This is a genomic window from Bacillus sp. BS3(2021), from assembly GCF_021043345.1.
Taxonomy (GTDB): domain Bacteria; phylum Bacillota; class Bacilli; order Bacillales; family Bacillaceae; genus Bacillus; species Bacillus paralicheniformis.
Window position 1 is genome coordinate 431,311 of the sequence record NZ_JAJNDM010000001.1, and the last position, 24,485, is coordinate 455,795.

At 45.8% G+C, this 24,485-nt stretch carries 27 protein-coding genes; 23 read left to right on the forward strand and 4 right to left on the reverse strand.

Annotated elements, in window-relative coordinates; translation table 11 throughout:
* Positions 1-134: 134 nt before the first annotated feature.
* Both malS and LQ247_RS02080 read left to right on the forward strand, forming a co-directional pair.
* A complete protein-coding gene (gene malS / locus LQ247_RS02075; RefSeq protein ID WP_023857066.1) occupies positions 135-1,838 on the forward strand; it encodes an oxaloacetate-decarboxylating malate dehydrogenase in 1,704 nt (567 codons plus the stop codon).
* A 177-nt stretch (positions 1,839-2,015) separates the two neighbouring features.
* Entirely contained in the window at positions 2,016-2,972 is a 957-nt protein-coding gene (locus LQ247_RS02080) for an AEC family transporter (protein ID WP_020453282.1), read from the forward strand.
* Positions 2,973-3,023: 51 nt separating this feature from the next.
* Here LQ247_RS02080 and racA read toward each other — a convergent pair whose 3' ends face one another.
* Together racA and gloA2 are read right to left on the reverse strand one after the other, a co-directional pair.
* Positions 3,024-3,584, reverse strand: a complete 561-nt coding sequence (gene racA / locus LQ247_RS02085; RefSeq protein WP_020453281.1) for a chromosome-anchoring protein RacA — start codon at positions 3,582-3,584, stop codon at positions 3,024-3,026.
* A 135-nt stretch (positions 3,585-3,719) separates the two neighbouring features.
* Positions 3,720-4,103, reverse strand: a complete 384-nt coding sequence (gene gloA2, locus LQ247_RS02090; protein ID WP_020453280.1) for an SMU1112c/YaeR family gloxylase I-like metalloprotein — start codon at positions 4,101-4,103, stop codon at positions 3,720-3,722.
* 136 nt (positions 4,104-4,239) lie between these two features.
* Here gloA2 and prfA point away from each other — a divergent pair, with 136 nt between their 5' ends.
* Entirely contained in the window at positions 4,240-5,310 is a 1,071-nt protein-coding gene (gene prfA, locus LQ247_RS02095; protein ID WP_020453279.1) for a peptide chain release factor 1, read from the forward strand.
* 1 nt (position 5,311) lies between these two features.
* Positions 5,312-6,178, forward strand: a complete 867-nt coding sequence (prmC, locus tag LQ247_RS02100; protein ID WP_145625080.1) for a peptide chain release factor N(5)-glutamine methyltransferase — start codon at positions 5,312-5,314, stop codon at positions 6,176-6,178.
* 33 nt (positions 6,179-6,211) lie between these two features.
* Here the strand turns inward: prmC and LQ247_RS02105 are convergent, their stop codons facing one another.
* Together LQ247_RS02105 and LQ247_RS02110 are read right to left on the reverse strand one after the other, a co-directional pair.
* Positions 6,212-6,388, reverse strand: coding sequence for an IS3 family transposase (locus tag LQ247_RS02105; RefSeq protein ID WP_354265252.1), 177 nt, complete (start codon positions 6,386-6,388; stop codon positions 6,212-6,214).
* A 557-nt stretch (positions 6,389-6,945) separates the two neighbouring features.
* A complete protein-coding gene (locus LQ247_RS02110; RefSeq protein ID WP_020453276.1) occupies positions 6,946-7,935 on the reverse strand; it encodes a LacI family DNA-binding transcriptional regulator in 990 nt (329 codons plus the stop codon).
* 106 nt (positions 7,936-8,041) lie between these two features.
* Between LQ247_RS02110 and LQ247_RS02115 the strand changes: the two genes are divergently transcribed.
* The 19 genes from LQ247_RS02115 (at position 8,042) to atpA (ending at position 24,439) form a co-directional block, all read left to right on the forward strand.
* Positions 8,042-9,355 carry a DegT/DnrJ/EryC1/StrS family aminotransferase gene (locus LQ247_RS02115; RefSeq protein ID WP_231005514.1) on the forward strand — a complete coding sequence of 438 codons (1,314 nt, stop codon included), beginning with the start codon at positions 8,042-8,044 and terminating at the stop codon, positions 9,353-9,355.
* The gene (locus tag LQ247_RS02120; protein ID WP_025810643.1) at positions 9,342-10,190 is read left to right on the forward strand and encodes an HAD-IIB family hydrolase; all 849 of its coding nucleotides are present in this window, start codon (positions 9,342-9,344) and stop codon (positions 10,188-10,190) included. Before LQ247_RS02115 ends, LQ247_RS02120 begins: the two co-directional genes overlap by 14 nt.
* Positions 10,191-10,203: 13 nt before the next feature.
* Positions 10,204-11,250 carry a Gfo/Idh/MocA family protein gene (locus LQ247_RS02125; RefSeq protein ID WP_231005515.1) on the forward strand — a complete coding sequence of 349 codons (1,047 nt, stop codon included), beginning with the start codon at positions 10,204-10,206 and terminating at the stop codon, positions 11,248-11,250.
* 74 nt (positions 11,251-11,324) lie between these two features.
* Complete coding sequence (locus tag LQ247_RS02130; protein ID WP_095291445.1) at positions 11,325-12,509, forward strand: MFS transporter; 1,185 nt, start codon at positions 11,325-11,327, stop codon at positions 12,507-12,509.
* A gap of 120 nt (positions 12,510-12,629) precedes the next feature.
* On the forward strand, positions 12,630-13,289 hold the full coding sequence (gene spoIIR, locus LQ247_RS02135; RefSeq protein WP_020453271.1) for a stage II sporulation protein R: 660 nt from the start codon (positions 12,630-12,632) through the stop codon (positions 13,287-13,289).
* A gap of 343 nt (positions 13,290-13,632) precedes the next feature.
* On the forward strand, positions 13,633-14,076 hold the full coding sequence (locus tag LQ247_RS02140; RefSeq protein ID WP_023857076.1) for a GNAT family N-acetyltransferase: 444 nt from the start codon (positions 13,633-13,635) through the stop codon (positions 14,074-14,076).
* Between the two features lie 157 nt (positions 14,077-14,233).
* Entirely contained in the window at positions 14,234-15,277 is a 1,044-nt protein-coding gene (locus LQ247_RS02145; RefSeq protein WP_023857077.1) for an L-threonylcarbamoyladenylate synthase, read from the forward strand.
* A 74-nt stretch (positions 15,278-15,351) separates the two neighbouring features.
* Complete coding sequence (locus LQ247_RS02150; protein ID WP_023857078.1) at positions 15,352-15,912, forward strand: manganese efflux pump MntP; 561 nt, start codon at positions 15,352-15,354, stop codon at positions 15,910-15,912.
* Positions 15,913-16,062: 150 nt separating this feature from the next.
* Complete coding sequence (locus LQ247_RS02155; RefSeq protein ID WP_023857079.1) at positions 16,063-16,518, forward strand: low molecular weight protein arginine phosphatase; 456 nt, start codon at positions 16,063-16,065, stop codon at positions 16,516-16,518.
* Between the two features lie 137 nt (positions 16,519-16,655).
* A complete protein-coding gene (rpiB, locus tag LQ247_RS02160; RefSeq protein WP_020453266.1) occupies positions 16,656-17,105 on the forward strand; it encodes a ribose 5-phosphate isomerase B in 450 nt (149 codons plus the stop codon).
* A 15-nt stretch (positions 17,106-17,120) separates the two neighbouring features.
* Positions 17,121-17,663, forward strand: coding sequence for a TIGR01440 family protein (locus LQ247_RS02165; protein WP_105979548.1), 543 nt, complete (start codon positions 17,121-17,123; stop codon positions 17,661-17,663).
* 226 nt (positions 17,664-17,889) lie between these two features.
* Positions 17,890-19,137, forward strand: coding sequence for a serine hydroxymethyltransferase (gene glyA / locus LQ247_RS02170; RefSeq protein WP_025810647.1), 1,248 nt, complete (start codon positions 17,890-17,892; stop codon positions 19,135-19,137).
* A gap of 127 nt (positions 19,138-19,264) precedes the next feature.
* Positions 19,265-19,894, forward strand: coding sequence for a uracil phosphoribosyltransferase (gene upp / locus LQ247_RS02175; RefSeq protein WP_020453263.1), 630 nt, complete (start codon positions 19,265-19,267; stop codon positions 19,892-19,894).
* A gap of 400 nt (positions 19,895-20,294) precedes the next feature.
* Positions 20,295-20,678, forward strand: coding sequence for an ATP synthase subunit I (locus LQ247_RS02180; RefSeq protein ID WP_020453262.1), 384 nt, complete (start codon positions 20,295-20,297; stop codon positions 20,676-20,678).
* A gap of 7 nt (positions 20,679-20,685) precedes the next feature.
* Positions 20,686-21,417 carry a F0F1 ATP synthase subunit A gene (gene atpB, locus LQ247_RS02185; protein WP_023857083.1) on the forward strand — a complete coding sequence of 244 codons (732 nt, stop codon included), beginning with the start codon at positions 20,686-20,688 and terminating at the stop codon, positions 21,415-21,417.
* A gap of 49 nt (positions 21,418-21,466) precedes the next feature.
* Positions 21,467-21,679 (forward strand): F0F1 ATP synthase subunit C, encoded by a 213-nt coding sequence (gene atpE, locus LQ247_RS02190; RefSeq protein ID WP_020453260.1) that lies wholly within the window; start codon positions 21,467-21,469, stop codon positions 21,677-21,679.
* Positions 21,680-21,853: 174 nt separating this feature from the next.
* Positions 21,854-22,372, forward strand: coding sequence for a F0F1 ATP synthase subunit B (gene atpF / locus LQ247_RS02195; protein ID WP_020453259.1), 519 nt, complete (start codon positions 21,854-21,856; stop codon positions 22,370-22,372).
* Complete coding sequence (locus LQ247_RS02200; protein ID WP_020453258.1) at positions 22,369-22,923, forward strand: F0F1 ATP synthase subunit delta; 555 nt, start codon at positions 22,369-22,371, stop codon at positions 22,921-22,923. The genes atpF and LQ247_RS02200 overlap by 4 nt, the downstream gene beginning before the upstream one ends.
* Positions 22,924-22,930: 7 nt before the next feature.
* On the forward strand, positions 22,931-24,439 hold the full coding sequence (gene atpA / locus LQ247_RS02205) for a F0F1 ATP synthase subunit alpha (protein ID WP_020453257.1): 1,509 nt from the start codon (positions 22,931-22,933) through the stop codon (positions 24,437-24,439).
* Positions 24,440-24,485: the final 46 nt, after the last annotated feature.

Genomic DNA, 24,485 nt, shown 5'->3' on the forward strand with positions numbered 1-24,485 from the left:
AGAAATGTTCAGTTTTTTGTCAAAAACGCGCGTTACATATTTGACAATCTACATGTGTAAAAAAGGCAAATGTTCTATATTGTTTACCGTATTTATTTCACTTCATTAATATTTTAAGAAAGAAGGTAATTAGTGTGAACAACATGAGAAGAACGAAGGAAGGATATTTGGAGACTTCTTTGCGGGGAAAAGACGTTCTTTCCATTCCGACGCTTAATAAAGGTGTTGCATTTTCGCTTGAAGAAAGAAAGAACCTTGGTCTTGAAGGGCTTCTGCCGCCGACTGTTCTCAGCCTTGATCAGCAGGCGGAACGGGCTTATGAACAATTTTCCCGTCAACCTGACAGACTTCGTCAAAATGTATATTTGAACGATCTGCAAAACAGAAACGAAGTGCTTTTCTATAAATTATTGCAAAACCATCTGCGTGAAATGCTTCCGGTTGTCTATACGCCAACTGTCGGTGAAGCGATTCAGGAATACAGCCACGAATACCGCAGACCGCACGGTGTTTACTTGTCAATCGATGATATAGACGGAATCGAAACGGCGTTTAAAAACCTGCAGGCGTCTGCTGATGACATCGATTTGATCGTTGCGACCGATTCCGAAAGCATCTTGGGCATCGGCGACTGGGGCGTCGGAGGCATCAACATTGCAATTGGTAAGCTTGCAGTATATACGGCGGCAGCAGGAATCGATCCGAGCCGCGTCATCCCAGTCGTACTGGATGTCGGAACGAATAATGAAAAACTGCTAAACGATCCGCTTTATATCGGAAACCGTCATCCGCGTGTAGAAGGTGAGCGTTACGAACAATTTATCGACGCTTATGTCGAAACAGCATTGAAGTTTTTCCCTAATGCGCTTCTTCACTGGGAAGATTTCGGAAATAAAAACGCTCGCAATATTATGAGTAAATATAACCATAAAATTTCGACATTTAACGATGATATCCAAGGAACAGGAGCTATCACGCTGGCAGCGATTTTAGCAGCTGTTAAAAAGACCGGCACGTCTTTGAAAGACCACCGCGTCGTCATCTTCGGACCTGGTTCTGCGGGTATCGGAATTGCTGACCAAATCCGTGACACCATGGTGCTTGAAGGGCTTTCAGAAGAAGAAGCCAGCCGCGCATTCTGGACAGTCGACTACAGAGGATTATTAACGACAGGCATGGATCAAATTTTGGATTTCCAAGAACCGTATTTGCGCGATACCGAAGAAGTGAAAGAATGGAAACGCAATGAAAAGGGAGAGATTTCCTTTGAGGAAGTCATCCGTCAAGTGAAGCCTACCATTCTGATTGGTACATCAGGTGTTGCCGGCGCCTTCACTGAAGAAATTATCAAAGAGATGGCGGCTCATACTGAACGTCCGGTGATTCTGCCGATGTCCAATCCGACACATTTGGCTGAAGCTGTTCCTGAAGACTTGTTCAAATGGACGGACGGAAAAGCGCTTGTGGCGACGGGAAGCCCGTTTGAAGCTGTTGAGTACAATGGCGTGAAACACGAAATCGGACAATCCAATAATGCTTTCGTATTCCCTGGATTAGGCCTGGGAACAATCGTTTCGAAGGCGAAAGTCATCACAAACGGCATGTTTGCAGCATCTGCAAACGCGGTCGCGAACATGGTTGACCATGAAAAACCGGGTGCAGGCCTGCTGCCGAAAATTGACGACCTGCAAGACGTATCCGTTCAAGTGGCAATTGATGTTGTGAAAGCTGCCATTAAAGACGGCGTGGCCCAAGTTCAGCCTGAAGATGTCGAAAAGGCGGTTCGCGAAGCCATGTGGCGTCCGGAATATCAAACAATTGTTGCAAAACGCGACTAATATTCAATACTGAGGAAACGATAAAAAGAAACAGCAGCCCGGGTCCGGATATTTTGTCACCGGGCTGCACCAATCAAAGATGAAAAATGGGATCGACGGCTGTGTAACAGGGCGACTGCGTTTATCAGCCGCCGTTAATTCGTCCCTGAAAGGGACAACATAGAGGAGGAAACAGTCTTGGACTTTTTAAATATTTTAATCCTCCTTGCGCCAATATTTTTTGTTATTGCGCTGGGATGGTTCGCGGGTCACTTTGGAAGCTATGATGCTAAATCTGCAAAAGGGGTAAGTACGCTCGTTACGAAATACGCGCTTCCGGCCCACTTTGTTTCAAGCATTTTGTCAACGCCAAAAGATAAGTTTTACAGCCAGATTCCGCTGATGATTTCACTGGTCATCGGTATCGTTGGATTTTACGTAATTATTTTGCTTCTTTTACGATTTTTATTTAAGTACGATTTAACAGATGCTTCAATGTTCTCATTAAACTCAGCTCAGCCGACATTCGCCTTTATGGGAATTCCGGTATTGGGCAGCCTGTTCGGCATGCAGGAAGTTGCGATTCCGATCGCGATTACGGGAATTGTCGTGAATGCGATGCTTGATCCTCTTGCGATCATCGTCGGAACTGTCGGCCGTTCTTCTAAAAAACAAGCGGAAACGACAGACAGCATTTGGAAGGTGACAGGAAAATCAATTTTACATGGTTTGTCTGAACCGCTCGCTTTTGCACCGCTTGCAAGTATCATTCTTGTATTATTCGGTCTGCAAATTCCTGAATTGCCGCAGAAAATGCTTGATATGCTCGGAAATACGACTTCAGGTATCGCTCTTTTCGCAGTCGGGGTGACTGTCGGAATCCGTAAAATCAAATTCAGCATGCCTGCTTTGAGCATCGCTTTATTAAAAGTCGCTGCTCAACCTGCTTTAATGTTTGTGATCGCGATGGTCGTGGGCCTTTCTTCCGCCGACATGACAAAAGCGGTTCTGCTTGTGGCATTCCCTGGATCTGCCGTGGCGGCTATGATTGCTACAAACTTTGAAAGCCAGGAAGCAGAAACGGCATCCGCGTTTGTGATCAGTGCGGTGCTGTCAATTATTTCACTGCCGATATTGATTGCCATTACAGCATAATGAAAAAGCTTGCAAGAAGCCGTTTTATGGCCTTGCAAGCTTTTTTGCGCTTTAAAAAGAGAAGATCGATTTCAATTTGCTTTTCGGTTTTTTTTCTTCTCTTCTGCCGGCTGTATCTTTTTCGTGGCGGTTCATGCTTTCCAATTCACTGATTTTCTGTTCGAGATGTTTGATCTGCTGCCGTTCTTCTTCCAGTTCGCGCCTTTGCTGCAGAAGTTGATAGGAGACGACATCGTCCGCTTTTTGTTCAAGCTTTCTTTCCAGCTCGGCGATTTTCTTTTGGAGCAGCTCGCGTTCAAGCTGTTCGTGCTCTAAAAAACGCTGCAGCCTTTCTTCGAGCCGCTCATTCAACTGGGGTGCCGGCTCTTCCGTTTGAACCATTTCGTTTTTTTTGATGAGGAAGGTTTTTTTCGGGCGTTTGACTGTGACATCCTGCATAGGCGTACCGTTTTTTAACTGCTCTTTTACTTCTTTTAAAATGGCGATATCGTCTTTCGTGAAAAAGTAGTGGCCAAGCTCATTTCGGGAAGCGGGCAGTTGCAGCTGCTTGACCCAGCGCTGCACCGTTTTGGTTGATACCCCGAGTTCATTTGCCGCATCAGCAGTATTCATATGATACCTCCTTTTAACCTGTAATTGTTCATTAAAAAGGGTATTCGACCTGAATGAAAAGCTTCCTTCCTGTTAGACAAAAGAAGAAGGGATTCGGCAAAGAAAGCGGTTTTTCCACAGATGGCGAAGGCGTTGCTATGCCTCGTAAAGCTCTAAAGGCAGGCCGTCCGGATCGGAGAAGAACGTATAGCGCTTGCCTGTTCCGGGATCGGTGCGAACCGGTTCGGCAATGATGCCTTTTTGCTTGAGCTCCTTGACGGTCTGATCAAGATCGGCCACTGTGAAAGCCAAATGGCGGAGCCCGGCAGCTTCTGGTCTGGTAAGGCGCTCGGGCGGATCTGGAAAAGAAAACAGCTCGATGACATAGCGGCCGTTTAATGAGAGATCCAGTTTATAAGAATCCCGGTCCTTTCTGTACGTTTCGCTCAGAATCTCAAGTCCGAGCTTGTCGACATAGAATGTTTTGGATGCTTCATAATCCGAGCATATGATAGCGATGTGATGAATCGATTCCAGCATTGAGTTAAGCTCCTTTTTTCTTAAAAGTATAGCAAAAAAGATGCGGCAGCTGCCGATAACGGCGAAGTTGTTTTGACGGGGAGGAGTCCCTGTACTATAATTAGAATGTTACGCACAGCAAACAGAGGTGAATAGCGTGTTAGACCGTTTAAAATCGATAGAGGACCGGTACGAAAAATTAAATGAACTATTAAGCGATCCGGAAGTTGTCAACGATCCGAAGAAGCTTAGAGAATATTCGAAAGAACAATCTGATTTACAGGAAACAGTTGAAGTATACAGACGTTATCGGAGCGCGTCGGAACAGCTGAGCGATGCCAAAGCGATGCTTGAGGAAAAGCTGGACTCCGATATGCGCGAGATGGTTAAAGAGGAAATTTCCGAACTGCAGGAAGAAATCGAGTCGCTCACAGACCAGCTGAAGGTATTGCTGATCCCGAAAGATCCGAACGATGACAAAAACGTTATCATGGAAATCCGCGGCGCAGCGGGCGGAGAAGAGGCTGCTTTGTTTGCCGGAAACCTGTACCGCATGTACAGCCGCTACGCAGAGCTCCAAGGCTGGAAAACAGAAGTGATGGAAGCGAATATGACAGGCACAGGCGGATATAAAGAGATCATTTTTATGATCAATGGGAACGGCGCATACTCAAGGCTGAAGTATGAGAACGGCGCACACCGCGTACAGCGCGTTCCAGAGACCGAATCAGGCGGGCGCATCCATACATCCACGGCAACGGTAGCCTGTCTTCCTGAGGCTGAAGAGGTAGAAGTGGATATTCATGAAAAAGACATCCGTGTCGACACCTTCGCGTCGAGCGGTCCGGGAGGGCAAAGCGTCAATACGACGATGTCAGCCGTCCGTCTGACCCACCTTCCGACAGGTGTTGTCGTGTCTTGCCAAGATGAGAAATCTCAGATCAAAAACAAAGAAAAAGCGATGAAAGTTCTGCGCGCGCGAATTTACGATAAATTTCAGCAGGAAGCTCAGGCTGAATATGATCAAAACCGAAAATCCGCAGTCGGAACAGGGGACCGTTCAGAGCGCATCCGCACGTATAACTTTCCGCAAAACCGCGTCACTGATCACCGGATCGGCTTGACGATCCAAAAGCTCGACCAGATCCTTGAAGGCAAGCTTGACGAAGTCATCGACGCGCTGATCGTAGAAGACCAGGCAAGCAAGCTGCAAGAGGCGGAAAGCTGAGATGAAGACGGTATTTGAAGCCCTTAAATGGGCTTCTTCTTATTTGGCCGAAGCGGGAAGAGACCGGAATGCCGCGGAAATTTTGCTGACAGATCAGCTGAACATCGACCGCAGCAAACTGTTGGCAAGCTTCCATGATGTCATATCAGAGTCTGATTTTTCGCGGTTTAAAAAATCTGTCGAGCTTCATCATCAAGGATTGCCTGTTCAATATATCACCGGAAAAGAATCCTTTTACGGACGGGAATTTTCCGTAAATGAACACGTTTTGATTCCGCGTCCTGAAACAGAGGAAGTCGTTGAAGCTGTTCTTTCTGAAGCGGAAAGAGTTTTTCACGGAACAGATCGCCTTAAAGCCGTCGATATCGGTACAGGAAGCGGGGCGATTGCGGTGACTCTTGCGCTTGAGAGCCCGCGTTTTTCCGTCACGGCGACGGATATTTCGGAACAAGCTTTAAGCACGGCAAGACACAACGCTGACCGGCTTGGGGCGAAAGTGGATTTTATCGGCGGCGATTTGCTTGAGCCGCTTATCAAGCGACAGAAGAAAGCTGATGTCATCGTTTCAAATCCACCTTATATATCTGAGGAAGACATGAAGACGCTGTCAGATGTCGTACGTCTTCATGAACCCGCCGGGGCTTTGACGGACGGTGCTGACGGATTGCAGTTTTATAAGCGTTTCATGAAAGAAATTCCATTTGTCATCGCAGATCAGGCACTGGTGGTGTTTGAAATCGGCTGGACTCAGGGGAATGCCGTCAAAGACATGTTTCACCGGTTCTTTCCTGATGCTGACGTACGGGTGAAAAAGGATCTTAATGGAAAAGACCGCATCGTCTGCGCGGTAATTGAGCAACATCGTTAAGGAAACCGCCGGAAATGAAGCGACCCTAAAAAGTTAAAATCTCATGAAGCAGTTTGACTGGCATGATTCCGGTATAGTACCAGGTTTCATGCCTTTTAATTTGATCTTGATCCGTTTGTGATTGTAGAGAATCAATATACTATGCGGGTCCTTTTTTGAAATGTTCGACGCTCCAAATTCTTTAAAATAAATGAATTCTGATTTTAAAATGCTAAAAGAAGCTTTCCGCCACCGCATTGTCGTGACAGTTGCCTTTACGGGACATGCTTTGTGTGATGTTTCGTTGTTTTGAACTAAGGCTTTCAACTTTTTTAAGCAGGCATTCTCCATCCGCAGGCGTTCAATTTCCGCTTGGGTCCCTTCGTCTGATCCTTCTTCATAGGTAAACGCCGCTTTTTAGGGTACCTATTCCTCCGGTTTCAAGCTGTTTCACGGATAGATGTCCCATTTTCGAGTGAAGTACCTTTTGGTTTATCTTCGGCAGAATAGCTTGTATAGGCTTTTTAGACGCGTCTTCTCCATGATATCGGTATTGCGAATCCACCCATGAAAGACACTGTGCGAATTTCCTCAACTGTAAATTTTAAAAACTGCACCTCCAATTGTTAAGTGTGTCTAACAAAAGAGGGGCAGTTCAAATTCCCGGCGGTCTTTTTTGTTAAAAAACAGCAACCACAGCCATGACCGTTCAGAAGGCCTTCTTTACCGTTTTTTAACAAAAATTTTATCTGAATAAAATAAAAAATAGTTCAAGATTAATATATACCCTAAACAGATTGTCTGATTTTTAATGTAGGAGACAGAGTCACGACATCCCTCTGTAATCCGCTTTCCCCATTTAGGTGGTTTACCATTGCACATACGGCTTTTTGAGCCAGCTCTTCAACAGGTATATCGATTGTCGTGATTTCCGGATCGGTCACCTCACAGATCGATTGATTATCATATCCAAGCACTGCAAGCTGCTTTGGCACTTCATATTGATAATAGCGGGCCCTTTTAATAATTCCTGCGGCCACTTGGTCGTTTCCCGTAAAAATGGCGGTCGGCTTTTCGGACATGTTGTGGATCTGGTCCATAATACGGAAGCCGTCATGAATGGTAAATGCGTGGCTGAACATCCACTTCTCCTGGAAATGTAAACCCGCATCAGACAATGCTTTCATAAACCCTTCTTTTCTCATAATCTGGGCCTTGCTGTGTATCGTGTCACAGCAGAAGGCCATTAAATGATGCCCTTTTTGAATAAAAAGCTCCGTTCCTTTATATCCGGCTTCGAATTCGTCATAGCAGATCACCGGCACGTCCGCTTCGGCGTGGAATTCATTTGCCAAGACTACAGGACCGTATTTGACGTATTTTTTGATGTCTTCCCACTCATTTTCAAGGCTGCATAACATAAGCCCGTCGACTTCTTTCCTCTTGAGCAGCTCCAGTACTTTCAGTTCATTCTGCTTTTGATAAAACGTCTGAAACACAATGACTTTGTATTGGTGTTTCAGCGCTTCAGCGGACACATGCTTCATGAGCTGCGCGAAGAATGGATGGTCCGCGTGAGGGACAGACACTGCGAGAAACATCGTTTTGTTGGATCTGAGCTTTCGTGCAGAGGTGTTCGGAATGTAGTCCAATTTTTCGATGACTTCCAAAACACGCTTCCTTTTTTCTTCAGATACATAAGGATGGTCGTTCAGTACTCTTGAAACAGTTGTTTTTGACACATTACTTAATTTTGCAATTTCGTCAATCGTAGGCATAAAGTCACTTCCTGAAAAAAAGAGTTGTTATGGTATCGATTCCATCATTTAAGATATGTCATGAAATATGACAATTTCCCAAAATAATAAAAATGGGGTGAAATTGATGAAAACCGCAAGCGAAAACATGACTTGCACAAGCAAACAGCTATTTGTCCTTCTGAATGATTTGAAGGAAGGGAAGCACGCTGGTGAATGCCGTATAGACGACACACTGGCCAATCAAAAATTAAAAGAGACATTGCAGCAGGATCAATTCGACTTGACCGCCAATTTGCTAAACAGAATGGATTCTCCGCCCTCCAGAGTTGATTTTATGCCGCTTCATCGACTGATCACAGAAGAAGAAGTAGATGACGTGATTCATGCGGTGAAAGGCGTGCTGCCGACCGGGCAATTTACAAGCGGTTCTTATGTCGGTGTATTTGAAGCTGAAATAGCCGCTCTTTTGAGAAAAAAGCATGTCATGGCTTCCTCCAGCGGAACCGATGCCATGATTGTCGCACTGAAAGCTGCGGGTATTGGACAAGGTGATGAAGTCATTATGCCTGCAAACAGCTTTGCTGCAACGGAAAACGCCGTGCTTGCAGCTGGAGGCACTCCGGTTTTCTGCGATATTGACCCTGTTACATTTTGCATGGATCCTTCTGAACTTGAAGCATGCATCACTTTGAAAACGAAATGCATTTTGCCTGTACACCTTTATGGAAAGCTGCCAGACATGGAAGCCATTGCAAAAATCGCTGATAAATACGGCATCCCGATTATTGAAGACGCCTGCCAGTCGATCGGCGTTTCCGATCTGGGAAAAAACAGCCTTTGCTCCATATTAAGCTTTAATCCGTATAAAAATCTCGGCACTTGCGGAAAAGCAGGCGCAATTGTGACGGATAATCCATCATTTGCATCCGCATGCATGGAATATATGTACCACGGCTTTGAACTGAATCAAAAAAATAAAAAGGCTGCTGATTACGGCTTTAACGCTAAGATTGATAATCTGCAAGCCGCTATTGGACTGGCAAGGATGAAACATCTTTCATTAAATAATCTGAAGCGCTTATATTTAGCAGATCGTTATATTACGCATTTGCAGCAGTATGAAGACAGAGGTCTGATCCAATTGCCTCAAATGACCGATGATCATGTATGGCATTTGTTTACAATTAAAATGATAAGCGGAAATCGAGACCAAGTCAAAGATATGATGCTTAAATTTCATAATGTCCAAACAGATATATACTACCCGATTTTATCCCATCATCAAAACACACCACTTGTAAAAGCCGATTATCAGCATATATCGCTGCCGGTCACTGAATCGGTGCATAAACAAATGCTTCAGCTTCCTCTCTATCCGGGACTCACCGTAGAAGAACAAGACAAAGTAATGGAGGCCTTAATTGATGTCGTATCATGAAACACTTTCTTTTCACACTTTGCAGCAAGTAAACAAGCCGAAGTACGCCGTATTTTGCGATTTTGATGAGACATATTTCGCCCACAGCATCACCGATGAATCGAGGAAAGCGCTCATGGACCTTGAAACATTTATTCATTCGAACCATCTCGATCACAAGATTTTGCTCGGCTGGGTGACCGGGAGCAGCCTGTCATCTGTTCTTGCAAAAATGAAGCGGGGAGGCTTTCGATATCTTCCGCATTTTGTCGCCAGTGACCTTGGCACTGAGATCACGTATTTCTCTGAAGAAGGCCAAGTCTCTGATAAAGATTGGGAAGCCCGATTGCAAGAATCGAATTTCTCCCATGATCTGGTCGAAGAAATCAAGCAGACTCTCTCTAAAAAATATGAGATTGAGCTTGTGCCTCAGACTCAGCATGGTTTTTCCCGCTATAAAATCAACTATTACTATAGATCGTCGGATGAGAACACAGATAAGAGGGCGCTTGAAGCCATCAGACGGCTTGCAAGAGAGCATGAAATAGGAGTAAATATCAATCGCTGCAACCCTTTGGCAGGCGATCCGGAAAACAGCTATGATGTGGACTTTATCCCTTTGCGGACAGGCAAACCGTACATTGTGGATTTTATATTGAATAAATTCGCGATAGAGAGGGAGAATTCATTTGCTTTCGGCGACAGCGGAAACGATGTGGATATGCTTAAAAAAACCGGACATGGTTATCTGGTGGGGAATGCGACAGCAGAAGCAAAGTCGCTCCATTCCCGTATGACAGAAGGCAGCTATACGGCTGGAATTTTAGAAGTGCTAAAAGCCCATATCAAAAGATAAGGAGTGTCCTTAGATGAAAATCGGAATTATTGGAGCAGGAGGAATTGCAAAAGCTCATGCGAAAGCTCTTTCAACAGTCAAAGGTGCCGAGCTTTCCGGGTTTTTTGATATCAACTCGCTTGCCTCGCGCAAATGTGCGTTTGAATATGGAGGAACCACATTTAAAAGTATGCAGGAGCTGTTGAATCAGTCGACGGCAGTCATCGTTTCATCGCCGAACTTTTGCCATAAAGAACATGTGCTTGAAGCGATGGCCGCAGGTAAGTATGTATTGTGTGAAAAACCGATGGCTGTCTCAATGGAGGAAGCGGAGGAGATGAAAAACAGGGCGTCTCAATCTGCTTATATTCCGATCATGGGCTTCAATTACCGCCATCTTACATTTGTTCAGCGCCTAAAAGATATGCTATCCGGCAATGAACTTGGAGATATCTTGTCCATCAATGTCCATTTTAAGAAAAACAGCGCCTTGAGAAGAAAAAAATATACTTGGCGCGATCATTCGAAAAGCAATAAAACGAGCGGGGCATTAGGAGATTTGGGTGTGCATTTAATCGATCTCATTCTTTATTTGTTCGACAGCCCGTTTAAACTGGACAGTTTAAAAGTCAAAATGATGACGGTCGTCAAAGAAAAAGAACAAAAACAGGTATATGTTGATGATCATTCTGAAGTATACGGCCAGCTTGAAAATCATGTGTTTGTCAATATGATTACGTCAAAATGCACAAAAGCGGATGAATGCGGCTTTAGCATCGAGGTCAATGGCCAAAACGGCGTATTCTACTATCATTCACGGCAGAAAAATCAGTTTTTGCTGAGGACCGGATTGACGGAGCGGATGATAACAATGCCGGACACGTGGCTGACAGACCCTGAAAATGAATTTTACGGATGGGCCGATTCCTTCAGAGTTCAGCTGATTCAATGGATGAACGGAGTTCGGGATCGCAATTTCGCACCTCTTGCCACTTTTGATGATGGATACAAGACGCAGTTCTACTTAAATGAATTTTTCAATAAAGGTCAGCAGCTGTCCCTTTCAAAACAAGCAAACTAGCATTGCGAAAAACCCTTGCCGGCCGTGCCAATAGCCGCAAGGGTTTTATGGTCTGCAACGAAGGAGTGAGTCTAATGAAAAAAATATTTCTATTCGGCTGTTCGTTTTATTTTCTCGTAGGGGTTATCCATATCCTGCTGGGGAGCCTGTCACCTTATATCATTCAAGAATATCACCGGGATGTTCATGATCTATCCTTCCTGATCTTTTTCCAATTCACCGGTTTTCTAATCGGTGTCCTGCTTGCGCCGATATTTGTCAGGCGCACCTCTCATGCGGCTGTATTGACGTTTGGCCTTCTTCTTATTCTCGTAACGCTTTTAGGCGTGTTCCTTTTTGATATGTTCATCTTTTTTGTCATCATGGGGTTTTTGCTCGGCTTTGGCGCCGGTACTTTAGAAACGACGATGGGAGCGTATGTGATTGCCCAAGATAAAAATGCGAAGGGGATGAATATTTTAGAGGTTTTTTTCGGATTGGGCGCTTTGCTGTTTCCTTTTCTTATTTATATCCTTACGGAACGATATGCCTGGCATTTCCCCTTGTATGCTTTATTTATCTTCGTTTTTGTGCTTGCGTGTATGTGGGTGGTTTATTTGTGCAGAAAAACCCCTGACACTGCTTCCGGTCAAATGACTTATCAGGAAAAACCGACTGTGTCAGCCATATTTGAAACCGGAAGGAAAGAAAAAAGCATTTTCCTCTTTCTCATATTCGCTTTTGTATATGCGGGTATCGAGACCAATTTCGCAAACTTTTTGCCGGCGCTGATGCTGGAAAAAGGAGCAGAAGAAATCAGCGTGATCAGCGTTTCGTTTTTTTGGACGGGAATGGTGTGCGGGCGTTTGTTGACAAGTATTTTTGGCGGACGCTTGACTTCCGTTGCCTTTCTGATCTTCAGTGCCGGAGCCTTGACTGTTTTGCTTTTGATTCTGGCATGGTTTCCGGTTCATCAAACACAGCTGCTTCTCGTATTTTTCATCGGGCTCTCGGCAGCCGGCATTTTTCCGTGCGCCGTCACTCTGGCCTCGTTGGCTGGAAAGCCTTTTACAGAGGAAATCACCAGTCTCTTCATTTCATCCGCAAGTCTGGGAGGAGCGCTTCTTTCATTTTTGATCGGCTGGGCGATTGATGCAAGCGCAGCGGCTGTCTTCCCGTTTCTGCTGTTCGGCGGATTGGGGGGCTTGCTGCTCGTGATCAGCGCGGTGATTTTTTTATCCGGCCTGCAAAAAAACAAGCAGAGCCATTTGGATATGTAGACCTTTTAGGAAGAGATTACAAGCTTAGTAGAATTTTTTTCAGCATCCGTTTAAACCGTTCCATCTTTGACCATAATATTGCTAGAAAAGGTTGAAGAACGGAGAGGAACGGTGGGGAAAATGAAGAAATCAAACATTGCCTGTATGTATATTTTTCTTTTATTAATAGGAGCGCTTGCAAATCTCACGACGGAAGAGACGGCCCAATCATCAGACGGGAAGCCTGCCGTGATTCCAGATGAAGCGATTCGGCTGCGGATTTTGGCAAACAGCGACAGCGGGAGCGACCAAAGCGTCAAACGTAAAATCAGGGATGAGGTCAATAAACAAATTACGAAATGGGTGGAAAACCTGACCTCGGTTGAGGAAGCGAGACAAGTCATCAGGTCGAAGCTGCCCGAAATCAAAGAGGTTGCCAAGGATGTTATGAAGCGCGAAAATGTCCGGCAATCCGTGTCTGTCCGTTTTGATCGAGTTTCATTTCCGACAAAGCTATACGGCAATATGGTGTATCCAGCCGGAGAATATGAGGCTGTTTTAATTACATTAGGCAAGGGAGAGGGAGCCAACTGGTGGTGTGTCCTGTTTCCGCCGCTTTGCTTTCTTGATTTTTCCAATGGGGAAGCCGTAAAGTCGCCTGAAGACGAACAAACCGATGCCGGGGAAAACGCCCGGGAAGAAAAAACAGTCGCTGCAGATGAAGCGGTATCTGGCAAAGATAAAGAAGACAAAGAAGTGAAATTTTTTCTTGTCGAATGGATTACCGGGCTTTTTTCTTAAAGGAACCGCCGTGCTTTCGTGCAGGGCGGTTTTTTACTGTTTGTTTTTTCATGATGGTTATTCACGCTTTTGAATATGATATAATTTTCCAAAACGGTTCAGGGAAAATACTGCTTTTCGAATATACACCTTCTGCCCCTTTCTGATGTGTCAATTACATTGCCCGGTAGAAAGAGAAACTGTCTTATCACCAGTACAGCGTTCATTTGCATACTCATTCAAAGCATTAGTTCCTGCTAATCAAAATTGAAAAATGAATTGCCGGCTTTCTTCCAAATCAAAAGGTATATTTTACTGTCGCCCTCATAGATTGGATAGAGAAGTTAAAAAACGGGGTGAAAAGATGTTCTACCAATTGAGGTTAGCGGAAATGAAAGACATGAATGCGATCGAAGCGTTTTTAAAAAAGGCGGGGACAAGCCATAAAGGCATTGAGGAAGCGAAGAGCCAGTTTATCATGATGGAAGACCCTCCCGATGAAATCGTCGCCTGCCTCGGAATGGAGGAATTTGAAAACAAAAAAGGGCTGCTGCGCTCGCTTGTCGTGTCTGACAAGCTCAGCCAGGGCCACATCGTTTCCCTGTTTCAAAGCATGCAGGTATTGTGTGAAAAGCGGGGAATCCAAACCCTGTATTTAGTTGCCAATAAACGAACATCGATGGATTTCCTTGAAGTGCTCGGTTTTAAACAAGCTGCGGCAATTCCGGAAGAGCTTGATGGATCAGAGCATGTTTCAGACTCGTTGAGCGTAAACGGAGCCGTTTTGATGGAGAAAACGTCTAATTAGCCGTTAACTTATACACAGAGATATCCACGGATTCAAAAGCGTTATCCACAAAATGTGGACAACGCTTGTTTTCTTTTTCTTCATCTTTTATACTTTCAACAGGATTTACATGAATGATTAACGTTTTTAGTGTTTTGTTAAGGGAGTTTTGATGTTAATGAAAACAAAAGTATGGACTGTGGATGTAAAACGTGATTTGTCCACAAACTGTCCACAAATTGCACAAGCGGCAAGACTGCTCAAGCAAAATGAAACGGTTGCTTTTCCGACAGAGACGGTTTACGGTCTTGGTGCAAACGCCAAACACAGCGAAGCAGTAGCTAAAATATACGAAGCGAAAGGGCGTCCGAGCGACAATCCGCTCATTGTCCACATCGCTGAAATTGAACAGCTCGGAGAATTTGCAGAGGTTGATTCGCCTCAGGCCGAAATGCTGATGAAGCGTTTTTGGCCCGGACCGCTGACCCTTGTGCTGCCTTGCAGACCCGGGGTGTTATCCACAAAGGTGACGGCGGGGCTCGATACGGTCGCGGTCAGAATGCCTGATCATCCTGTTGCCCTTGAGCTGATTAGACAGGCCGGCGTTCCGGTGGCCGCCCCGAGCGCCAATCTGTCCGGGAAACCGAGTCCGACGAAAGCCGAGCATGTCGTTCACGATTTAAATGGAAGGATTGCAGGTATCGTTGACGGCGGTCCTACAGGAGTAGGGGTTGAATCAACAGTTGTTTCATGTACCGGGGAAATTCCGGTCATTTTGAGGCCGGGCGGCGTCACAAAAGAGCAGCTCGAAGAAGCGGCCGGCTCTGTCTTGATTGACCAGGGCCTCACCGACGAAAAAAAGGCGCCGATGTCTCCCGGGATGAAATATACGCATTATGCACCGGAAGCCCCGCTTGCCATTGTGAACGGAAGCGTTGAAGATATTCAACGGCTGATCGGCCAATATCAGAAAGACGGCATGAAAGTCGGCGTCCTTACGACAGAGGAACGGGCCGGTGCCTATCAGGCGGATGCCGTCCGCATCTGCGGCAGAAGAGACCGTCTTGAAACGGTTGCCGCCGGTTTGTATGACATTCTCCGCAGCTTTGACGAAGAACAGCTCGATTTTATTTTTGCTGAGTCTTTCCCTGAGGAAGGGGTGGGCCGGGCGATTATGAACCGGCTCTTGAAAGCGGCAGGCCATCGCGTAATCGAAGCGTAGCCTAAGCAGGGTTGTTCTATCCGCCTTTGGACGTGCATAAGCTAGAAAAGCTGGCGTGTCCAAGGGGGAATTGCATGAATGTTGATGTGTTAATAGGCGAAATCCTGACGCTCTCGATCATGGCTTTTGCACTCGGCATGGATGCCTTTTCAGTCGGTCTTGGAATGGGAATGGCCAAGCTGAAAAGGAACCAAATCTTTCAAATCGGCGTCATTATTGGATTGTTCCATGTCATCATGCCGCTTGGCGGTATGATTGCGGGACAGTTTCTTTCGGGCGCGCTTGGTGCGCTTGCGGGGTATCTTGGAGGAGCGCTTTTATTGGTGCTGGGCATTCAGATGATTGCCGCATCTTTTAATAAAAGCGGGGAGCAGATCATCTCTCCGCACGGCTTCGGCTTATTCATTTTTGCCGTCGGCGTCAGCCTCGACAGCTTTTCAGTCGGTCTCAGCCTGGGCCTCTACGGGACGAAACCGCTATTAACGATCTTTTTGTTCGGTTTGTTCAGCATGGTGTTAACTTGGGCGGGTCTGCTGCTTGGAAAAAAGGTTCAAACGTGGCTTGGAGCTTACAGCGAAGCGCTCGGAGGAGCCATCCTACTGAGCTTCGGCCTGAAGCTTTTGCTGCCCATTTAATTGAAAGAGGAGAAAATCTTTTTCCCGCTTTGCATAACATAATGAAACTTAGAAAAAGAGGGGAGAGATCCTCTCTTTTTTGATTTCTGGAGCGGATTTTATTATTTTCCGGCTGAATCCTTTATAATATGAACAAAGGAGTGAACAGGATTGAACATACTATTTGTCTGTACTGGAAATACGTGCCGCAGCCCGATGGCGGAAGCGCTTTTTAAATCTGCGGCTGCCGAAAAAAAACTGGATGTCTCCGTCAAATCTGCCGGGTTGTTTGCTCCTGAAAACGGAAAAGCTTCTTTATATGCAGTCGAAGCGCTTTTTGAAAAAAACATCGCTCTGAATCATACATCTTCACAGCTTTCCGAGGAGAAGGTTGAATGGGCGGATCTCGTGTTGACGATGACGGAGCAGCACAAACAGGTGGCAGTACATGAATTTTCAAAGAGCCGAGATAAAATCTATACGCTGAAAGAGTATGTCAAAGGAGAAAGCGGGGACATCATTGACCCGTTCGGCGGATCTCTCAGCGACTATCAAAAAACGAGAGATGAGCTGGAGCAGCTGCTGAAAAAATTGGCAGAAATGCTGGCGGGAAAATCTCGGGAATAGAAGCTAAGGAGCGTTTGCAAATCGAGCGGCAGCGGGTACAATAGACATGATCAATCAGAAATATATAGCGGCTGTATACTGCTTAACGGTCTGCACGAGACTTTTGGCGGCACATCAAACGAGGAGGAGTCATTCCAATGAAAGTAATCATTGCTTCAGATCACGGCGGAATCAATATCAGAAAAGAAATTATGGCATTGATGGATGAATTGAACATCGAATACGAAGATTACGGCTGCGAATGCGGTTCAGGATCTGTGGACTACCCGGATTATGCGTTTCCGGTCGCGCAAAAAGTGGCGGACGGGGAAGCTGACAGAGGCATTTTAATATGCGGAACAGGAATCGGCATGAGCATTTCCGCCAATAAAGTAAAAGGCATCCGCTGCGCCCTTGTCCACGACGTTTTCAGCGCGAAAATGACAAGAGAGCACAATGACACGAATGTTCTTGCGATGGGTGAACGGGTGATCGGCCCTGGTTTAGCGAGAGAGATTGCAAAGGTTTGGCTTACGACTGAGTTTTCAGCCGGGCGGCACGCTGTCCGCATCGGAAAAATCGCCGATTATGAAGACAAGCATGAATAAAGGGTGTCGTCAATCATGAAGAATCTCGAACAAACATGGCGTTCTATATTAGATGAATTTCATCAGCAGGCAAATTTACGCAACGGCCACATCGTCGTCATCGGATGCAGCACAAGCGAGGTGGCCGGAAGGCGAATCGGCACTTCGGGAAGCGGACAAATCGCTGAAGCGGTCTACAAAGGCTTAGAAGAGCTCAGGGATCAAACAGGAGTCGCCCTTGCTTTTCAATGCTGCGAGCATTTAAACAGGGCGTTGGTTGTCGAGGAAGAAACGGCGAAAGCATACCGTCTTCCCGTTGTTTTTGCTGTTCCTGTTCCGAAAGCGGGGGGTTCCATGGCTTCATATGCCTATCAACATATGAAGGCTCCTGTCCTTGTTGAACAAATAGAGGCCGATGCGGGGATCGACATCGGCGACACGTTTATAGGGATGCATTTAAAGCCTGTGGCCGTTCCTGTCCGCGTCTCTCAAAAACAGCTGGGCGAAGCGCATGTGACGCTTGCGCGGACAAGGCCGAAGCTGATTGGAGGCGTCCGCGCCGTCTATGAAGCGGAGTAGCGGAAGAAGCGGGGGGAAGAGCCGGACAGGCTTTTTTTCTTTATTAAAATAATTTTTTGAACAAATGATATGTCGAACTATATGATTTGTCTATTCGTTTAATATTCGGTTTTTCCAATAATAAAAAACGATTTTTAAAAATAATCTCTTACATTTGCATGAAAAACCGTGTACAATGAGATGGTATAATTAACGAAATGGAAACAGATAGGAGAGGATCTCGCTGATGAAACATTTACCTGCGCAAGATGAACAAGTTTTTAGCGCCATTCAAGATGAGCGGAAACGTCAACAGTCGAAGATTGAGCTGATCGCTTCTGAAAACTTTGTAAGCGAAGCGGTTATGGAAGCTCAAGGCTCGGTTTTAACAAATAAATATGCGGAAGGATATCCTGGTAAACGCTACTACGGCGGATGTGAGCATGTAGATGTCGCAGAGGATATCGCGCGCGACCGCGCCAAGCAGATTTTCGGCGCCGAGCACGTCAACGTTCAGCCGCATTCCGGCGCACAAGCGAACATGGCGGTATACTTCACGATTTTAGAGCACGGTGACACCGTATTGGGAATGAACCTTGCTCACGGCGGACATTTAACGCACGGCAGCCCTGTCAACTTCAGCGGTGTTCAGTACAATTTCGTTGAATACGGTGTTGATAAAGAGACGCAGTATATTGACTACGAAGATGTACGTGAAAAAGCGCTTAAACATAAGCCTAAGCTGATCGTGGCCGGGGCAAGCGCGTATCCGCGCACCATCGATTTTAAAAAGTTCCGCGAAATCGCTGATGAAGTCGGAGCCTATGTGATGGTAGACATGGCGCATATCGCCGGACTTGTAGCAGCAGGTCTTCACCCGAATCCTGTTCCTTACTCTGACTTTGTGACGACGACAACTCATAAAACGCTTCGCGGACCGCGCGGCGGCATGATTCTTTGCCGTGAAGAGTTTGCAAAGCAAATCGACAAGTCGATCTTCCCTGGAATTCAAGGCGGACCGTTAATGCACGTGATCGCTGCAAAGGCTGTTTCCTTTGGCGAAGCTTTAAAAGACGAATTCAAAACATACGCCCAAAATGTCATCAATAATGCGAAGCACTTGGCTGAAACATTGAAAAAAGAGGGCATCGAGCTCGTATCAGGCGGAACGGATAACCATCTTGTGCTGGTCGACCTGCGCTCTCTCGGCATGACCGGAAAAGTGGCTGAAAATGTTCTTGATGAAGTCGGCATCACCGTCAACAAAAACGCGATTCCTTATGATCCTGAAAAACCTTTCGTAACGAGCGGAATCCGCGTAGGTACAGCAGCCGTGACAAGCCGCGGCTTTGATCTGGAAGCGATCGAAGAAGTGGGAGCGATCATCGCGCTTGCCCTTAAAAACCATGAAGACGAAGCGAAGCTGGAAGAAGCAAAACAGCGCGTAGAAGCGCTGACAAGCAAATACCCGTTATATACCGGGCTTGATTACTAAGATATTTGTGCCGCTCCCAAAAGGGGCGGCTTTTTTCATAAAATTGTCTCCTGATTTTTGTTGAAACAAGCTGTTTTTTTATGTAGAATCAATAGAAGTGTGTGAAAAAAAGGAGCTGAAAACGGATATGGGAAAGGTATATGTGTTTGACCACCCTCTTATACAGCATAAGCTTACATACATCCGGGATGTAGAGACCGGAACAAAAGAATTCAGAGAGCTTGTTGATGAGGTTGCAACGCTGATGGCATTTGAGATTACGCGGGACCTGCCGCTGGAGGAAGTGAATGTAGAAACTCCTGTGCAAATGGCAAAGTCAAACGTCATCGCCGGAAAAAAACTCGGGGTTGTTCCGATTCTAAGAGCGGGACTGGGAATGGTAGACGGAATTTTGAAGCTGATTCCCGCTGCAAAAGTCGGACATGTCGGGCTTTACCGTGATCCTGAAACATTGAAGCCTGTTGAATATTATGTCAAGCTTCCATCCGATGTTGAAGAACGCGAATTCATCGTCGTCGATCCGATGCTGGCTACCGGAGGTTCGGCGGTAGAGGCACTGAACAGCTTGAAGAAACGCGGCGCAAAAAATATCCGTTTTATGTGTCTGATCGCTGCTCCGGAAGGTGTAGACGAAGTTCAGAAGCATCATCCTGATGTTGACATTTACATTGCCGCTTTGGATGAGAAACTAAATGAAAAAGGATATATCGTTCCCGGATTGGGCGACGCCGGAGACCGCATGTTCGGAACGAAATAATGTAAGAAAATCCTGAAAAAGGGTTTTCTTTTTTTGTGTTTTATACCATAATTAAACATGTGTGCGTCTTAAATGGGGCGAATTTGTGAACATTTTGTGAGAGTCGCTGTGATTATGAATAGTTTTTTAACTTTAAACAGATTGACACCTCAGGGGGGCTATTGTATGCTAAAATAGGCTATTATGATAAGGTTTTCATAGCGGTTATCATAATGACCAGTCCTCTGTTAAAATCCTTTGAAAACCCCATATTTGCAGGCGACAGACAGATCACCGGCCCGAGAATTTTCGGAGTGTGTGAAGTCTTGAACAGAACACTACGTTCTGTAAAATGGTCAGACCGCCTAGTTTACCGTAATCGTAAGATAGATTTAAAATTTTCACATCAGGAGCGTATTTGATGACCGATGCGAGTCTTTCATTCCGTAGGCAACAAAAATATGTCCTATATATTTTAGCAGTCTGCGTGTTAGGCTATGGATTTCTGCCATTTCAGGCGATTTTTTTAGGCCTGATTACCGGCACTGTTTTCAGCTATTTCAATCTCTGGCTGCTGACCAAAAGGATGCAGGCCTTCGATAAAGCAGTGGCAAAAGGCAAAATGATCCGTTCTCTCGGGACTGCTTCCAGATTGTGCAACGCCATTATCGCGGCGGCCATTGCTTATAAATACCCTGAATATATTCATTTGGCAGGCGTCATTGTGGGGTTGATGACAATTTATCCTGTCATTATGATAGATTCCTTTATCCAGCTAAAACGTTCATCAATGGAAGAGAGGTGAAGACCCTTTGCACGAATCAAGAGTTGTTAACTTTTTAGGCCTTAACTTTGATGTATCAAGTATCTTAATGATTACTGTGACAAGCATCATCGTCTTTCTGATAGCGGTGCTGACCACAAGAACACTCGCGATCCGGCCGACGAAAGCCCAGAACTTTATGGAGTGGATTGTCGACTTTGTTCGCAATATTATCGGCAGCACAATGGATCTTAAAGTCGGCAGAGACTTTCTCGCCCTTGGCATAACCCTGCTGATGTACATATTTGTTGCCAACATGCTCGGCCTTCCGTTTTCCATTACAGTAGGCCATGAATTATGGTGGAAATCCCCGACAGCCGATCCGGCGGTTACTTTAACCCTCGCCGTCATGGTAGTAGGCCTCACTCATTACTACGGAGTGAAAAGAAAAGGGTTGGGGGAGTATACCAAAGATTTCTTCAGACCAATTCCGTATTTAGTGCCGCTCAAAATTATTGAAGAATTTGCGAATACATTAACATTGGGATTGCGTCTTTACGGTAATATTTTCGCCGGCGAAATTCTGCTCGGCCTTCTTGCCGGAATGGCAACCAACTTCTATTCTCAAAGCATTTTCATGGGGCTGGTTGGAACCATTGGAGCGGTTGTGCCGATGATCTTATGGCAGGCGTTCAGCTTGTTCGTAGGTACAATCCAGGCATTCATCTTCACGATGTTAACAATGGTTTACATGTCTCACAAAGTAAGTCATGAACACTAAAAACAAGACATATCCGAAAAGGATAACAATTTAAAGGAGGAACTTTTTCATGAATTTAATAGCAGCTGCAATCGCAATTGGATTAGGTGCACTTGGTGCAGGTATTGGTAACGGACTTATCGTATCACGTACAGTAGAAGGAATCGCACGTCAGCCTGAGGCTGGTAAAGAATTAAGAACGCTTATGTTCATCGGGGTAGCATTGGTTGAGGCCCTTCCGATTATCGCTGTTGTTATCGCGTTCTTAGCATTCTTCGGCTAAAAACTTATATAACTAGTAAAATGGCGAAGATCACTGCAAGAGGCCTTCGCCATTGCTTTATGGTTGCTTGAACTGTCATAATGGCCGGAAGAAACAACCTCTTGAAAAAAGAGGGAGAACATTTTTTCGATGGCCTCGGAGAGATAATCTGCAAGAAGGGAGTTGCCGTATTCGATGTCTTTTTTACCACAGGTTATGGGTGCAGGAGTAGGGTTTAATGCCGGAACAATGCTGTTCCAGCTTGTTGCCATGCTGATTTTGTTAGCGCTCTTGAAGAAATACGCTTTAGGGCCGCTATTAAATATAATGAAAGAGCGTGAAGACTACATTACCGGAGAGATTTCCTCTGCCGAGAAAAAGAATGAAGAAGCGAAGAAGCTCATTGAAGAGCAGCAGGCGCTTTTGAAAGAAGCGCGTGAAGAATCCCATTCTCTGATTGAAAACGCGAAAAAACTGGGAGAACAGCAAAAGGATGAAATCATCAAGGCTGCGCGCCAGGAAGCAGAACGCATGAAAGAATCAGCCAGAAGCGAGATCGTCAAAGAAAGAGACCAGGCTGTCAGCGCGCTGCGCGAGCAGGTTGCATCACTGTCTGTGATGATCGCTTCGAAAGTGATCGAAAAAGAGCTTGACGAACAAGCCCAGGAAAAATTGATCCAAGACTATCTTAAAGAAGTGGGAGAAAGCCGATGAGCCAATCAGCTGTCTCCAAACGCTACGCAGCCGCTTTGTTTGACATTGCCCTTGAATCCAAGAAGGTCAATGAAATAGAAGAAGAGCTGACCGTCGTTAAGAAGATATTTATTGATCATAAAGACCTCAATGCCGTTCTGAGTCATCCTAAAGTGCCCGCTGAAAAGAAAAAGCAGATTTTAAAAGACTCGTTCGGATCTGTTTCGACTGCAGTCTTACATACGCTTTATCTTCTCGTTGACCGCAGCCGCACGTCAATCGTCCCGGATCTCGCGGACGATTATGTAAAAATGGCGAACCGGTTCCGCGGGACGGAAGACGCGATCGTATACTCTGTAAAACCGCTCAGTGAAGAGGAAATTTCCTCTTTTTCTCAAGTGTTTGCAAAAGAAGCAGGCGCCGCTTCACTGCGCGTCAGAAACGAAGTGAATCCGGATCTGATCGGCGGAGTAAAAATCCGCATCGGGAACCGTATTTATGACGGCAGTGTAAGAGGAAAGCTTGACCGGATAGAACGTCAATTAGCAGGCGAAAATCGAAAGAAGGGGTGAAACCTAAGTGAGCATCAAAGCTGAAGAAATTAGCACTCTTATTAAACAGCAAATTGAAAATTATCAGTCTGAAATAGAAGTTCACGACGTAGGTACGGTAATTCAGGTCGGTGACGGTATCGCACGCGTGCACGGCCTTGATAACTGTATGGCAGGTGAGCTTGTCGAATTTTCAAACGGTGTGCTGGGCTTAGCTCAGAACCTTGAAGAATCAAACGTAGGTATCGTTATTTTGGGACCTTACAAAGACATCCGTGAAGGTGACGAAGTCAAAAGAACCGGACGGATCATGGAAGTTCCCGTCGGTGAAGAGCTGCTCGGCCGCGTTGTCAATCCGCTCGGTCAGCCTGTAGACGGAATGGGCCCGGTTCTCACAAGCAAAACCCGTCCGATCGAAAGCCCGGCACCTGGTGTTATGGATCGTAAATCCGTTCATGAACCGCTTCAAACGGGAATTAAACCGATCGATGCGCTGATTCCTATCGGCCGCGGTCAGCGTGAGCTGATCATCGGTGACCGTCAGACGGGTAAAACATCGATTGCGATTGACACGATCTTGAACCAAAGAGATCAGGACATGATTTGTATCTATGTTGCGATCGGTCAGAAAGAATCGACTGTTCGCGGTGTCGTTGAAACGCTGCGCAAAAAAGGCGCTCTTGACTATACCATCGTTGTCACAGCTTCCGCTTCACAGCCTGCACCGCTCTTGTATCTAGCGCCGTATGCGGGTGTTACGATGGGTGAAGAATTCATGTACAACGGAAAACACGTGCTGGTTGTGTATGACGACCTTTCAAAACAAGCGACGGCTTATCGTGAACTTTCCTTGCTTCTGCGTCGTCCTCCAGGCCGTGAAGCATTCCCTGGAGATGTATTCTACCTGCACTCCCGCTTGCTTGAGCGCGCTGCGAAACTGAGCGACGCTAAAGGCGGAGGATCTTTAACAGCATTGCCGTTTGTTGAAACGCAGGCTGGCGACATTTCAGCCTATATTCCGACAAACGTCATCTCAATCACAGACGGACAGATCTTCCTGCAGTCTGATTTGTTCTTCTCAGGCGTGCGCCCTGCCGTCAACCCTGGATTATCGGTATCCCGTGTCGGCGGATCTGCGCAAATCAAAGCGATGAAGAAAGTAGCCGGTACGCTTCGTCTTGACTTGGCATCTTATCGCGAGCTTGAGTCATTTGCACAGTTCGGATCTGACCTTGATAAAGCAACGCAGGCCAAGCTGAACCGTGGAGCCCGTACAGTGGAAGTTCTGAAACAGGATCTGAACCAGCCGCTCCGCGTCGAAAAGCAGGTTGCCATTCTTTATGCCCTGACCCGCGGATTCCTTGATGATGTGCCTGTAGAGGACATCAGACGCTTTGAAGAAGAGTTCTTTATGTACCTTGATCAAAACCATAAAGATCTCCTTGATTCAATTGCTCAGACAGGAAACCTTCCGGCCGACGAGGACATGAAGGCTGCGATCGAAGGCTTTAAACGTACGTTTGCACCTAGCAACTAAACATTTGAAGTGAGAAAAAGATCTTCTTTTTCTCTCTTTTTCACGT